Origin of the sequence: Desulfobacter sp. (assembly GCA_028768545.1) — a bacterium.
Lineage (GTDB): Bacteria > Desulfobacterota > Desulfobacteria > Desulfobacterales > Desulfobacteraceae > Desulfobacter.
The window spans coordinates 2,883,260-2,897,436 of sequence record CP054838.1; the positions used below are offsets into that span (position 1 = coordinate 2,883,260).

At 49.1% G+C, this 14,177-nt stretch carries 14 protein-coding genes; 11 read left to right on the forward strand and 3 right to left on the reverse strand.

What is annotated here, in order from left to right; genetic code table 11:
- The first annotated feature begins 410 nt into the window (after nt 1–410).
- Entirely contained in the window at nt 411–1,121 is a 711-nt protein-coding gene (locus HUN05_13955; GenBank protein ID WDP86092.1) for an IS6 family transposase, read from the forward strand.
- Nucleotides 1,122–1,263: 142 nt separating this feature from the next.
- On the opposite strand, the gene HUN05_13960 is transcribed toward HUN05_13955, so the two are convergent.
- Entirely contained in the window at nt 1,264–1,911 is a 648-nt protein-coding gene (locus tag HUN05_13960) for a potassium transporter (GenBank protein ID WDP86093.1), read from the reverse strand.
- Between the two features lie 275 nt (nt 1,912–2,186).
- Between HUN05_13960 and HUN05_13965 the strand changes: the two genes are divergently transcribed.
- Nucleotides 2,187–2,600, forward strand: coding sequence for a MerR family transcriptional regulator (locus HUN05_13965; GenBank protein WDP86094.1), 414 nt, complete (start codon nt 2,187–2,189; stop codon nt 2,598–2,600).
- A 212-nt stretch (nt 2,601–2,812) separates the two neighbouring features.
- Here the strand turns inward: HUN05_13965 and HUN05_13970 are convergent, their stop codons facing one another.
- Nucleotides 2,813–3,523 (reverse strand): IS6 family transposase, encoded by a 711-nt coding sequence (locus HUN05_13970; protein ID WDP86095.1) that lies wholly within the window; start codon nt 3,521–3,523, stop codon nt 2,813–2,815.
- Between the two features lie 60 nt (nt 3,524–3,583).
- Here HUN05_13970 and HUN05_13975 point away from each other — a divergent pair, with 60 nt between their 5' ends.
- The 9 genes from HUN05_13975 (at nt 3,584) to HUN05_14015 (ending at nt 13,524) form a co-directional block, all read left to right on the forward strand.
- Entirely contained in the window at nt 3,584–3,964 is a 381-nt protein-coding gene (locus tag HUN05_13975; protein WDP86096.1) for a hypothetical protein, read from the forward strand.
- Between the two features lie 213 nt (nt 3,965–4,177).
- Nucleotides 4,178–5,320 carry a M20/M25/M40 family metallo-hydrolase gene (locus tag HUN05_13980; GenBank protein ID WDP86097.1) on the forward strand — a complete coding sequence of 381 codons (1,143 nt, stop codon included), beginning with the start codon at nt 4,178–4,180 and terminating at the stop codon, nt 5,318–5,320.
- Nucleotides 5,321–6,571, forward strand: a complete 1,251-nt coding sequence (gene larC / locus HUN05_13985; GenBank protein WDP86098.1) for a nickel pincer cofactor biosynthesis protein LarC — start codon at nt 5,321–5,323, stop codon at nt 6,569–6,571.
- Entirely contained in the window at nt 6,571–7,047 is a 477-nt protein-coding gene (locus tag HUN05_13990; GenBank protein ID WDP86099.1) for a phosphatidylglycerophosphatase A, read from the forward strand. The genes larC and HUN05_13990 overlap by 1 nt, the downstream gene beginning before the upstream one ends.
- An 11-nt stretch (nt 7,048–7,058) precedes the next feature.
- On the forward strand, nt 7,059–8,102 hold the full coding sequence (recA, locus tag HUN05_13995) for a recombinase RecA (GenBank protein ID WDP86100.1): 1,044 nt from the start codon (nt 7,059–7,061) through the stop codon (nt 8,100–8,102).
- 30 nt (nt 8,103–8,132) lie between these two features.
- Nucleotides 8,133–10,754 carry an alanine--tRNA ligase gene (alaS, locus tag HUN05_14000; GenBank protein ID WDP86101.1) on the forward strand — a complete coding sequence of 874 codons (2,622 nt, stop codon included), beginning with the start codon at nt 8,133–8,135 and terminating at the stop codon, nt 10,752–10,754.
- Nucleotides 10,751–11,779, forward strand: a complete 1,029-nt coding sequence (locus HUN05_14005; GenBank protein WDP86102.1) for an ABC transporter permease subunit — start codon at nt 10,751–10,753, stop codon at nt 11,777–11,779. Before alaS ends, HUN05_14005 begins: the two co-directional genes overlap by 4 nt.
- Before the next feature lie 8 nt (nt 11,780–11,787).
- Nucleotides 11,788–12,834, forward strand: coding sequence for an ABC transporter permease subunit (locus HUN05_14010; GenBank protein WDP86103.1), 1,047 nt, complete (start codon nt 11,788–11,790; stop codon nt 12,832–12,834).
- A 9-nt stretch (nt 12,835–12,843) separates the two neighbouring features.
- Complete coding sequence (locus tag HUN05_14015; GenBank protein ID WDP86104.1) at nt 12,844–13,524, forward strand: LysE family translocator; 681 nt, start codon at nt 12,844–12,846, stop codon at nt 13,522–13,524.
- Here the strand turns inward: HUN05_14015 and HUN05_14020 are convergent.
- Nucleotides 13,460–14,170, reverse strand: a complete 711-nt coding sequence (locus HUN05_14020) for an IS6 family transposase (protein WDP86105.1) — start codon at nt 14,168–14,170, stop codon at nt 13,460–13,462. The two genes, HUN05_14015 and HUN05_14020, sit on opposite strands and share 65 nt — an antisense overlap.
- Nucleotides 14,171–14,177 lie beyond the last annotated feature (7 nt).

The following is a 14,177-nucleotide window of genomic DNA, read 5'->3' on the forward strand; positions in this document are numbered from 1 at the left end:
AATAAAAATTTCATACACGAGGAGTTAAAAATGCAACAAAAAAAAACAACAATACCGATGATGTCAAGGGTGAAACTTAAGGTAAAATTAATAGGTTGGGTCTTGGTCTGGATTGCCGGCCTTTTAATGGCCGGCAGTGACGGGCCTTGGATGCCGTATTTAAACATCATGGGGCTTTTGTTATTTTTAGGTGCCTGTGTGGGACTTGGGCGGGTGCTGCCAGCTCTTGAATTACACGGGCCGGTTTCGCCTGACCCGTATTTGCCCAGGGTGCAACCTTTGAAAACATCCTCAAAGCCCATGGGGATTCGTCCCAGATATGCAAGAGAGCTTGGGGGGTTCTGTTGCAAAAAATTATTAATGTCTGATACAAGTCCGTTTTGGCACTAATTTATTTGCAGAGAGATAGTATGAAAAATGAAAACCCTTTCAAGTGGCGTCATTATGAAAAAGAAATCATCCTGTTGAATGTTCGCTGGTATCTGAGATATCAATTGAGTTACAGGAATCTGGAAGAGATGATGCAAGAACGGGGCTTATCTGTGGATCACAGTACCATTTACCGATGGGTTCAGCGCTATGCTCCTGAAATGGAAAAGCGAAGCAGGAAGTATCTGCGGCAATCAAATGATTCTTACCGTATTGATGAAACATATATCAAGGTGCGGGGGAAAATGAAGTATCTTTACCGAGCGGTCGATTCCCGTGGAAATACCATCGATTTTCTTCTTCGCAGCAGACGTAATATGGAATCTGCCAAACGATTTTTTAAAAAGATGCTGCGAGCTTCCAATAGCTCCAGACCTCGGGTTCTGAGTGTTGACGGAAATCCTGCATATCCTCCGGCAGTAAAGGCTTTGAAAGAAAAAAAGCTTCTGAATAAGGACTGTATCCTAAGACAGAATAAATATCTGAACAATATTATTGAGCAAGACCACCGGTTTATCAAAAAGCTTGTCAGAGCTGGTATGGGGTTCAAGACATTTCATTCTGCCTGGCGGACGCTAAAAGGCTATGAAATTATGAACATGATCAGAAAAGGACAAGTTAAAAATATCAGGAAGGGAGAAATTTTAAAGCAGAAAGAATTCGTCGAAAATCTGTTTTCTTATGCTGCGTAAATTTTACGCCTGAACGATCTCTTTGTCCTGGAAAAATTTTTTGCAACAGAACCTTTTGCCGCCTCATCCCTTTATCTTTAAATATGTAAATTATTCCGGGTACGCTTTGATGGAATTGAGGTATCATTTTCAACAGGTTGAGTCAAGAAATGACCTGTCCCCCTGAGACCACCCCGTGGCAGCGGCAGGCCGTGGCCACAAAACAAGGCCCCTGGTGGTCACAAAGCCTGTCCAGAAGATCAAACAAAACGTTGGGACGATATCCCCCCACCCCCGGGCCAAGCTGACAACTTTGAATCACAAAGGGTTGAATCCCCAAAAGATCTATTTTAGACAGAAGGGTAAACATATCCTCTTTTCGCGGTTTTCCTGTTTTGGTGCATTTATCGTCCGGCTCATTGCAGTTCGGCGGGCAGATAAAATCAGCATGGCTGACATAAATCTGGGTCTGGGCCCCGCGCATGGGATTGGGCAAAAGCGGGTCAATCTCCTGGGGTAAAAGAACAGGGGTCAGTCTTGTTTCTCCCATTTTCAACACAGACCATTCCCAGGCAAGGTGAACCGGCAGGGCCGGCACAATCCAGTCTGGCCCATGGGTCTTGGTCAGATGCTCATTCAAAAAAATGCTGCCGTCACAGGCCGTGACCGAGCATCCCAATGCCGTTGCCCGCACAAGCGCGTTTTCATCCAGGTCCACCAGGGTGACCTCATATTTTTTTTCCTGGTTAAAAAGCCATTTGGCCGCCCGAAGTCCAAACTGCCCTGCACCAATGATCCATATGGTTTCCATGGTCAAATTATCCTATGCCTGCCCTCTGGTGTCAAGTTAGGTTCACGGTCAAATTAAAATCCTCCCCAATATGGCTCAGGACGTTTAATCGTATTCAAGGCTGGGAGCCTTAAAATTCAGCAGCTAAAATCCACCGGCTAAAATCCAAGAAGAATTCAGGGCCATGGCCCTTATTTAAAAGCCCCCAAAAACCTGCTGACAAATCCCTAGTTGACAAAAGCAGGACTATCGTTTACGTAAACGTTAAGTTTAATATTTTTACAAAAAGGATCCCCATGCCCCCCAAAGTGCCCAAGCGTCTCACCATTTCCCAGATCGCTGACCAATTGGACGTTTCCACCCGGACCATCCGGTTTTACGAGGAAAAAGGATTGATCCTGCCCCAGAGGAAAAAGGGAAATCAACGGATCTACCCCCCCCGGAACAAGGCCAGGCTCAAACTGATCCTCCGGGGAAAGCGGTTCGGATTCAGGCTTGAAGAAATCGCCCAGATGATCAGCATGGCCGACACCGTGCCGGATGAACTCGACCAGATTGAAAAAAGCCTGGCCTTTGGCGAGGCAAAACTGGAACAGATCCGGGAAAGGAAAAAAGAACTGTCATTGTTGGAGCTTGATATTCTGGCCACCCGGAAAAAGCTGGTCAACCGGAAAAAACAGATTGAAAAAGCAGGCCAGACTCCCCTTTAACCCCTTAAAAAAAGGCATTCCCATGTTTGACTATTTATTAAACGAATCACAGCTCAAGCTCAAGGCCGAGGCCCGGGATTTTGTGAAAAGCATTCCCAGACAGATGATACTGGACATGGACAATGACAAGATCCAGTTTCCCAAAGAATTTCTCAAAGAGGTTCTGTTGCAAAAAAGATTTCCAGGACAAAGAGATCGTTCAGGCGTAAAATTTACGCAGCATAAGAAAACAGATTTTCGACGAATTCTTTCTGCTTTAAAATTTCTCCCTTCCTGATATTTTTAACTTGTCCTTTTCTGATCATGTTCATAATTTCATAGCCTTTTAGCGTCCGCCAGGCAGAATGAAATGTCTTGAACCCCATACCAGCTCTGACAAGCTTTTTGATAAACCGGTGGTCTTGCTCAATAATATTGTTCAGATATTTATTCTGTCTTAGGATACAGTCCTTATTCAGAAGCTTTTTTTCTTTCAAAGCCTTTACTGCCGGAGGATATGCAGGATTTCCGTCAACACTCAGAACCCGAGGTCTGGAGCTATTGGAAGCTCGCAGCATCTTTTTAAAAAATCGTTTGGCAGATTCCATATTACGTCTGCTGCGAAGAAGAAAATCGATGGTATTTCCACGGGAATCGACCGCTCGGTAAAGATACTTCATTTTCCCCCGCACCTTGATATATGTTTCATCAATACGGTAAGAATCATTTGATTGCCGCAGATACTTCCTGCTTCGCTTTTCCATTTCAGGAGCATAGCGCTGAACCCATCGGTAAATGGTACTGTGATCCACAGACAAGCCCCGTTCTTGCATCATCTCTTCCAGATTCCTGTAACTCAGTTGATATCTCAGATACCAGCGAACATTTAACAGGATGATTTCTTTTTGATAATGACGCCACTTGAAAGGGTTTTCATTTTTCATACTATCTCTCTGCAAATAAATTAGTGCCAAAACGGACTTGTATCAGACATTAATAATTTTTTGCAACAGAACCCCATCTATCATACCAATGTCATGATGAGCATCGGCGATAAATATGCCGTGGTCTGTCTTGAATGCATCCCCAACAAAGAAGAACGGGCCCAGGTCCGCACCTTTCTTGAAAAAGAATTTGAGATTATTGAGATCTCCATGGATCAGATGGAAAATTATTTTTGCGGCAATATCCTCCAGGTCAACTTGGCAGGGGGGCGTGCCCTGATTGTCATGTCCCAGAAAGCCCATGACGAGTTTAACGCGGATCAGATCAAAAGGCTCCAGGCCCACGGCCGTATTCTGCCCATGGATCTGACCGTCATAGAGACCATTGGCGGCGGCAGTGCCCGGTGCATGATGGCGGAAATTTTTTCAGAAAAAAAATAAGGTCCGGCCTTTTTTTTCAAGGCCTTTTTCAACCATCCTGACGGGGGTAGGCTTTGGTGAAAAACCAATGGGGTGGGCAAGGGAGTATCGCTTTGGCCGGCCTGTGTTTTTATCCTGTGCCGGGGTGGTATTCGTGGGTGAAGTCTAGTATATATAAAATTTTAGTTTATGCGTGAATCTGCTTTTACGGCTTAGAATATAAAGGATGTTTCAATGATTGATGAAAAACGGCTGGGGGATATGTTTACCCTGCTGGCCCAGATAGATTCCGAATCCCATCATGAGGCTGAAATTGCCAAAACCCTTGAATCCATTTTAAAGGGCATGGGGGCCAAGGTTGTGTTTGATGATGCTGCCCAGAAAGTGGGGGGCGACTGTGGAAATCTGATTGCCAAATTCAAGGGCAATGTGGATGTTGAACCTGTTTTTCTTTCCGGCCATATGGACACGGTGGTTCCCGGCAAAGGGGTCAAGGTGCGTTTTGAAAACGGGGTCTTTAAAAGTGACGGCACCACCATCTTAGGCTCGGATGATAAATCTGCTCTGGCCATTATCCTGGAGGTCATGACCGTGATCCAGGAAAACAATTTGCCCTGTCCCCCCGTGGAAGTTGTGTTTACCGTGTGTGAGGAAGTCGGCCTTGAAGGGGCCAAAAATATTGATCTCTCCCTCATGGATTCACGGTTTGGATATATTCTGGATTCCACAGACACCGAAGGCATTGTCACCCGCGCCCCTTCTGCCAATAAGATCACGGCAAAGGTCTTTGGCCGGGCCGCCCATGCCGGGGCAGCCCCTGAAAAAGGCATTTCAGCCATTTATGCGGCATCAAGGGCCATTGCCAAACTGGAGCTTGGGCGCATCGACCCTGTGACCACCTGTAACCTCGGGGTGATTTCCGGGGGTATGGCCACCAATATCGTGCCCGAGTATGTGGAAATCTTAGGAGAGGCCAGGTCCCATGACATGGCCACCCTGGACAAGGTGACAACCACTATTGTTGAGACCTTTGAGCAGACGGCCAAATCCCTCAGGCTCCCGGGCCAGGATCTGCCCCGGGTGGAGATGGAGGTGGAACAGGATTTTCCCTATACCGATATTCCCGAAGACCACAGGACCATTGTTTTGGCCAGAAAGGCTGCCGCCGCTCTGGGACGGACCCTTGAATCCAAAACCATCGGCGGCGGGGCAGATGCCAATATCTTTTTTCGAAAAGGCATTGTGGCAGGAGTCCTGGGCACGGGCATGACCGATGTCCATACCCTCAAAGAATCCATTGCCCTCAAGGACATGGTCTCCTGCGCAGATCTGATTCTGGCGATTCTCAAGGTTCATGCCCAAGGTCAGGGGGTTTAGATGATTCTTTATCTGGATATGATGTCCGGGATTTCAGGGGACATGACCCTGGGCGCCCTGGTGGACCTGAGCGTTCCTCTGGACTGGTTGACCCAGAAATTATCTCCCATTTTAAAGGGGTTTGATCTCAGATCCGAGATTGTATACCGGCATCATCTGCGGGCGGTAAATCTTTTTGTGGATATTACTGACCATACCTCTTCCCGGCATTATGTTGATATCAGGGCAATGATTGAACGAGCAGACCTGCCCCCGGGGGTAAAAGACAATTCCCTGGCTGCCTTTGAGAAAATTGCAGCAGCAGAGGCCCATATCCACGGCAAGCCCATGGATCAGGTCCATTTCCATGAGATCGGGGGCATTGATTCTCTGGTGGATATCATCGGCTGTTTTTTAGGGATTCACTACCTTGGGGTGACCCGGGTTGAGGCCTCAAATATCCCGGTGGGCTCGGGGTTTATTGACTGTGCCCACGGTAAAATACCCGTGCCCGTACCGGCCACTCTGGGGATTTTAAAAGGGCTGCCCGTGATTCCCTCCGATGCCAAGACAGAGATTGTCACGCCCACAGGTGCCGCCATTGTGGCGGTTTTGGCTCAACATTTCGGTCCCATGCCTCAAATGCAGATTTCAAAGGTGGGATACGGCGCCGGCAAGCGGGAGACCGGGGCAAGCGTTCCCAACCTGGTCCGCATGGTCCTGGGAAAACCCTTGGCCGGAGAGGTAGAGGATCTGGACAAGAACCCGCATATTTTTCATGACCAGGTGATGGTGATCACCACCAATGTGGATGATATGAATCCTGAATTGCTCGGTTTTGTCATGGAGGCCCTGTTTGAAAAAGGGGCTCTGGATGTGAGTTTTTCTCCGGCCTTTATGAAAAAGAGCCGGCCCGGCACCCGGGTGGAGGTGATCTGTAAATCCAAAGACCTTAAGATTTTATCAGAGCTTGTCCTGACCCAGACCTCCGCCATTGGCCTGAGGTTTTATCCCTGTGACCGAATGGTTCTTGCGCGGGAAACCGTGTTGGTAAACACCTCTTCTGATACAGGCCTTGGCAAAGTTCAGGTGAAAAAAATCACAGATCCCAGAGGCGATCTGCGGTATGTGCCTGAATACGAAGACTGCCGGAAAAAGGCCCTTGAACTGGATATCCCCTTACGGGAAGTCTATGACAGGATTCTGACGGCCGTGAATCCACTTGACAGGGAAAAGACCAGATTATACAAGAGCCTTAAAGGAAAATCCTGATGGCCCTGAACCGGCGCGTGATTCTCTTTCTGGCCACAGGCTTTGGTCTGGGAAAGATGCCTGTGGCGCCCGGCACCTTCGGCACCCTGGCAGGCCTGCCCTTTATTTTTTTAATGGATAATTTGGGATCCTGGTCAGGCCAGGGGGGTCAATGTTTTTTTCTGGTCTGTTTTTTTCTGGTCTCAATCGTTCTTGCAGACCGGGCAGAAAAGATCCTGGGCCTTGATGATCCGGGCTGCATTGTCGTTGATGAGATGGTTGGATATTGTATTGCGGTGTGCCTTGTGCCGATAACCCCCATGACGCTTTTGGCGGGATTTGCGGCATTTCGGTGCTTTGATATACTAAAACCCATGCCGGTCCGGTATTTTGAGAAAAATTTTTCCGGCGGGGCCGGTGTGGTATTGGATGATATAATGGCAGGGGTGCTGGCTGCACCCCTGGTTAAAATGGTATACCTTTCAGGTGTGCTCTAGGAGAAAAAGGCATGGATAAGAACAAAGATAGGGAAAAGGCGGTCCAGACAGCCATGAGCCAGATCGAACGTCAGTTCGGCAAAGGCTCTATTATGAAACTGGGAGGCCGTGAGATTGAAGCGGTCCCTGTGATCCGGTCCGGCTCCCTGGCCCTGGACAAGGCCCTGGGTGTGGGCGGATATCCCCGGGGACGGGTGATTGAAATCTACGGACCTGAATCTTCAGGCAAAACCACCCTGGCCCTTCATGCCGTTGCCCAGGCCCAGAAGGACGGGGGCATTGCCGCATTCATCGATGCCGAGCATGCCCTGGACGTTTCCTATGCCAAGCGTCTGGGCGTGGACTGCGATGAGCTTTTAGTCTCCCAGCCCGATACGGGGGAGCAGGCCCTTGAAATTGCGGATATGCTTGTCAGAAGCGGGGGGATCGACATCATGGTTGTGGACTCGGTGGCCGCCCTTGTGCCCCGGTCTGAAATTGAGGGTGAGATGGGAGATTCCCACATGGGGCTCCAGGCAAGGCTCATGTCCCAGGCCTTGAGAAAGCTCACCGGCACCATCGGCAAGACCCAGACCACTATTATATTCATCAACCAGATCCGCATGAAAATCGGTGTGGTTTACGGCAATCCTGAAACCACCACCGGTGGCAATGCCTTAAAATTTTACGCCTCCATGCGCCTTGAAATCCGCAAGGCTGCGGCCATCAAGGAAGGCCAGGATATCATGGGCAACAGGACACGGGTCAAGGTGGTCAAAAACAAGCTGGCCCCGCCCTTTAAAAATGTGGAATTCGATCTCATGTACGGAGAAGGCATCTCCAGAACCGGGGATCTTCTGGACATGGGCGTGGAGCTGGATGTGGTGGACAAGAGCGGGTCCTGGTATTCCTATGGCGGAGAGCGCATCGGACAGGGCCGGGAAAATGTTAAAGCCTTTTTAATTGACAATCCGGATATCTTTGATGCCATTGAGACCAAGGTGCGCACGGAATTGGGTATTGCAGGACCGGAAACTAAAAAAAGCAAATCAAAAGACAGTTTGCTGGACGTATAGTCTGGTGGGAGAAGATCAGGAGCCAAGAAAATGACAGGTAATGAAGCCAGGAAAATCTTTTTAGACTATTTTAACAAACACAATCACCGCCAGGTAAGGTCTTCGTCTCTGGTCCCCCAGGACGATCCCACCCTTTTATTTGTCAATGCCGGTATGGTCCAGTTTAAACGGGTGTTTACCGGAGATGAAAAAAGAGAATATTCAAGGGCGGTGACCTCCCAGAAATGCGTGAGAGCCGGCGGCAAGCACAATGATCTTGAAAATGTCGGTTACACGGCCCGCCACCATACCTTTTTTGAAATGCTGGGTAATTTTTCCTTTGGCGATTATTTCAAGGACCAGGCCATTGAATTCGGCTGGGACCTGCTCACCAACGGGTACGGGTTTGACAAGGAAAAATTGTACATCTCGGTCTACAAGGATGATGACGAGGCCTATGATATCTGGCGGGACAAGATCGGGATTCCTGAATCGCGGATCTGCCGTTTGGGAGAGGAAGACAACTTCTGGGCCATGGGCGATACAGGTCCCTGCGGTCCGTGTTCCGAAATCCATATTGACCGGGGCGCCGAGTTTGGCTGCGATGATCCCAATTGTGCCGTGGGCTGCGACTGCGACCGGTGGTTAGAACTTTGGAACCTGGTATTCATGCAGTATGAAAGAAGTGAAGACGGGACCATGACGCCCCTGCCCAAACCGAGCATTGACACCGGCCTTGGCCTTGAGCGGATCATCTCGGTTCTTCAGGATGTGCTCACCAATTATGATACCGACCTTTTTATCCCCATCATGGAAAAGGTGGGAGATCTTGCCGGAAAAAAACGAGGGGAATCCAAAGAGGTTGAAGTGGCCATGAAGGTTATCGCAGATCATTCAAGGGCATCTGCCTTTTTGATCTGTGACGGGGTGTTGCCCGCCAACGAGGGCCGGGGCTATGTGCTGCGCCGGATCATGCGCCGGGCCATCCGGTACGGCAGAAGCATCGGCCTTGTTAAACCCTTTTTACATGAAACCGTTCAAACGGTTTTTTCCATCATGGATGAGGCCTACCCAGAACTCAAAGACTCTGCCGCCTTTATTCTCAACGTGGTGAAAAACGAAGAGGAAAAATTTTTAGAAACCCTGGGCACGGGCATGAAGCTTTTGGAAGCCACCATTGAAAAACTCATTAACCAGGGGCAGAAAACCATTCCCGGCGATGTGATTTTCAAGCTCTACGACACCTTCGGGTTTCCCGTGGATATTATTGCAGACCATGTTAAAGAGATGGAGATGGGGCTGGACATGGACGGGTTTGATCGGGCCATGGCCGAGCAAAAGGCCAGATCCAAATCCAAAACAAAATTTGCCGGCGTGGGCCAGGCCTATAAACCCTTGACCTCTGCCGGGGTGAAAACCGTGTTTTTAGGCTATGACCATCTTAAAACCGAGTCAGAACTGCTCATCCTGGTCAAAGATGACAAGGCCCTTGAAAAGGCCTGCAAAGGCGACGAAGTCGAACTGGTCACGAACGAGACCGTGTTTTATGCCGAATCCGGGGGGCAGGTCGGGGATCAGGGCCGGTTTGAAAATCGAGACTGCATTGTTGAGATCCAGGATACGGTAAAGGATCCTTCAGGCCTGTTTATCCACAAGGGAAAGGTGATTCAAGGAGAATGCAAAAAAGGGGATAAATTCACCCTGGGTGTGGATGCTAAGAGGCGTGGTGCCATTGCCATCAATCATTCGGCCACCCATATTCTGCATTCAGCCCTGCGGTCTGTGCTCGGGGATCATGTCAAGCAGTCCGGTTCACTTGTGACCCCTGAACGCTTGCGGTTTGATTTTACCCATTTTAGCGCCATCACCCCTGAGGATCTCTTTGCCATTGAGACCGAGGTGAATCTGCACATCCGGGAAAACCATGGGGTTCATACCCGGGAAATGGGCATGGACGAGGCGGTCAAGGCCGGTGCCACAGCCCTGTTTGAAGAAAAATACGGAGATGTGGTCCGGGTGGTTTCCCAGGGAAAATTTTCCCAGGAGCTTTGCGGGGGCACCCATACCCGGGCTTCGGGTGATATCGGACTGTTCCGCATTCTCTCCGAAGGCGGGATTGCCTCAGGGATTCGCCGCATTGAGGCCGTCACCGGACAGGCGGCCCTGTTAACGGTCCATAACGATCAGCAGGCCATTGAAGCTGCAGCCGCCATGCTCAAGGGAAACAAGGACGAGGTGGTGACCAAGGTTGAGACCCTGATTGCCGAGAAAAAAGCCTTGGAAAAAGAACTTGAAGCGATCAAGGCCCGCCTGGCCTCAAAGTCGGTTGACACGATTGACCAGAGCATCAAAGAGGTCAACGGGATCAAGGTGCTCTCCAAAAAGGTGGAGATTGAAAATCCGGGCCAGCTTCGGGATCTTGCAGACAAGTTCAAAAATAAGCTTAAATCAGGGGTTCTCCTTTTAGGGGCGGAATCCAAGGGCAAAGCCCTGCTCATTGCCGTGGTCACGGATGATCTGACCCAAACTTACAAAGCAGGCGATATTGTTAAAAAAGCCGCATCCATTGTGGGCGGCGGCGGCGGCGGGCGTCCGGACATGGCCCAGGCCGGCGGCATCCAGCCTGAAAACCTGGACAAAGCCCTTGAATCGGTATTTGATATCATGTCATGACCGCTTATTTTATTAGACGCCTCCTTTTGGTGATACCCACCTTTATCGGTATCACCATCATGGTGTTTACCATTACCCGGTTTGTGCCCGGCGGCCCCATTGAGCGGATCATTGCTGAAACACGGGCCATGCAGATGGGGGCGGAAGGGGGGCGTTCCAGGGCCGGGGCAGGCCAGGGTCAGCCCTTGTCCCAGGAGCAGATCAAAAAACTTGAAGCGTACTACGGTTTTGACAAGCCGGTTCTGGAAAGCTATCTGCTCTGGCTTGCCAAGGTGGTGCAAGGCGATCTGGGCCGGTCCACCCGTTACCATGATCCGGTTTGGGAGATGATCAAAGAACGCATCCCCATTTCTTTGTATTTCGGGGTCTTGAGCCTGACGCTCATCTACGGGGTCTGCATTCCCCTGGGCGTGGCCAAGGCCGTGCGCCACAATTCAGGATTTGACAATTTTTCCTCTGTTTTGATTTTTACAGGCTATGCCATTCCGGGCTGGGTGGCAGGGGTGCTCATGCTGGTGCTTTTGGGATCCCGGTGTGATATTTTTCCCTTGGGCGGTCTTGTGTCGGATTTTTTTGACCAGATGAGCCTGGCTGAAAAAGCAGCTGATATCGCCCTGCATACGGTGCTGCCCCTGGTCTCCTATGTGATCGGATCCTTTACCGTCATGACTTTGCTCATGAAAAACACCCTGATGGACAATCTGTCTGCCGACTATGTCAGAACCGCCATTGCCAAGGGCCTGCCCTTTAAAAAGGCCGTGTTCCGCCATGCTATCCGCAACAGCCTCATCCCCATCGCTACCTCGTTCGGCAATAATATTTCCATTATTCTCATGGGCTCTTTTCTCATTGAAAAGGTGTTCAATATTAACGGCATGGGGCTTTTGGGGTATGAATCCATTGTGGACAGGGATTATCCCGTTGTCATGGGAATATTGGTGATCTCCTCTCTGCTCTTTATGGTGGGCAATATTCTTTCTGATCTCTGTGTGGCAATGGTAGACCCGCGGGTCAGGTTTAAATAGGGGGCATCATGGGCATTTTAAATCCGGTAACCGTTCAGAAACTTAAACGGTTCCGCCATATCTCCAGAGGATTCTGGTCCTTTGTGATCATTGTCTCAATGATTTTTATCTCATTGTTTGCCGAGGTGTTTATCAATTCCAGGGCATTGATGGTCTATTATGAGGGCGAGTTTTTCTTTCCCACATACGGTCAGATGATTCCGGGAAACCGGTTTGGCCTTGACTATGCCTATGAGACCAATTACCGGGACCTTAAGGAGAAGATGAACCAGAACGGGTCCAGGGGATTTGTACTCATGCCGCCGGTGCCGTTCAACCCCTATGAAAACGATCTTCAGCTCAATGAATATCCCCCGTTTCCCCCTTCGGTTTCCCAGCGCCATTTTCTGGGAACGGACAATGTGGGCAGGGATATCCTGGCCCGTCTGGTATACGGGTTCAGAACCGCCATTATTTTTTCATTTATCCTGCTTTTGCTTAACTATTCCGTGGGCATTAGTATTGGCTGTGCCATGGGGTATTTTGGCGGGAAATTTGATCTCTTTTTCCAGCGGGTGATTGAAATCTGGTCCAATATTCCTTTTTTATACGTGATCATCATTATCTCTTCCATTGTGGTGCCCAATTTTTTGATCCTCATTCTGATCATGGCCTTTTTCGGCTGGATCGGCATTACCTGGGTGATGCGGACCATGACCTACAAGGAAAAGGAAAGAGAGTATATCCTGGCGGTGCGTTCCCTTGGGGCTTCCCATTTCAGAATTATATTCAGGCATATTATTCCCAATACCATTTCCGTGATTGTCACCTATGCCCCCTTTGCCGTATCCGGCGGGATTGTCTCTTTAACCTCCCTGGATTACCTGGGCTTTGGCCTGCCCGCGCCCACCCCGTCCTGGGGGGAGCTTTTGGCCCAGGGATGGCAGAACATGGAAGCCTGGTGGATTTCGGCTTCCGTGGTCGGGGCCCTGGTGCTGACCCTGATAACCGTGACCTTCACCGGAGAAGGCATCAGGGAAGCCTTTGATCCCAAAAAACATTCTATCTACGAATAGGAGGGCCTTTTGTCCCTGGAATTTTTTCTTGGATTTACCATTACCGTGTTTTTGGCCTCTATCATCCCGGGGCCTTTCATGCTCTTGGCCCTGACCCACGGGATGCGGCACGGGGTGATGCCGACCCTGGCCTCTGCCCTGGGCAATCTTGTGGTGACCATGATCCAGGCCATGGTTTCCATTGTGGGGCTGGGCACGGTATTGCTGGCATCGGAATTTTGTTTTCTCGTCCTTAAATGGGCAGGTGCGGCCTATCTGGTCTATATGGGACTCAGCATTTTTTTTTCAGCCAGGTTCTCTTTTACCCTGCCGGATTCAGACCGGCAGGGAACAACACCTGTGCCCTTGCGCAATCTTTTTTTCCAGGGGGCCATGGTCACTGCGGGAAATCCCAAGGCCATTGTTTTTTTTACGGCGGTTTTTCCCCAGTTCATCAGTCCTGAGACCGGATACCTGGCACAATCCAGCCTGCTTTTAGGGCTTATGGCCTTGATCGCCTTTGTCTGTTTTATGCTATATGCCGTTTTGGGACATAAAATTGTTTCTTTTTTTTCAAATGCAATGATCGGCCGGGTTCTGTTGCAAAAAATATTTCCAGGACAAAGAGATCGTTCAGGCGTAAAATTTACGCAGCATAAGAAAACAGATTTTCGACGAATTCTTTCTGCTTTAAAATTTCTCCCTTCCTGATATTTTTAACTTGTCCTTTTCTGATCATGTTCATAATTTCATAGCCTTTTAGCGTCCGCCAGGCAGAATGAAATGTCTTGAACCCCATACCAGCTCTGACAAGCTTTTTGATAAACCGGTGGTCTTGCTCAATAATATTGTTCAGATATTTATTCTGTCTTAGGATACAGTCCTTATTCAGAAGCTTTTTTTCTTTCAAAGCCTTTACTGCCGGAGGATATGCAGGATTTCCGTCAACACTCAGAACCCGAGGTCTGGAGCTATTGGAAGCTCGCAGCATCTTTTTAAAAAATCGTTTGGCAGATTCCATATTACGTCTGCTGCGAAGAAGAAAATCGATGGTATTTCCACGGGAATCGACCGCTCGGTAAAGATACTTCATTTTCCCCCGCACCTTGATATATGTTTCATCAATACGGTAAGAATCATTTGATTGCCGCAGATACTTCCTGCTTCGCTTTTCCATTTCAGGAGCATAGCGCTGAACCCATCGGTAAATGGTACTGTGATCCACAGACAAGCCCCGTTCTTTCATCATCTCTTCCAGATTCCTGTAACTCAGTTGATATCTCAGATACCAGCGAACATTCAACAGGATGATTTCTTTTTCATAATGACGCCACTTGAAAGGGTTTTCATTTTTCATACGATCT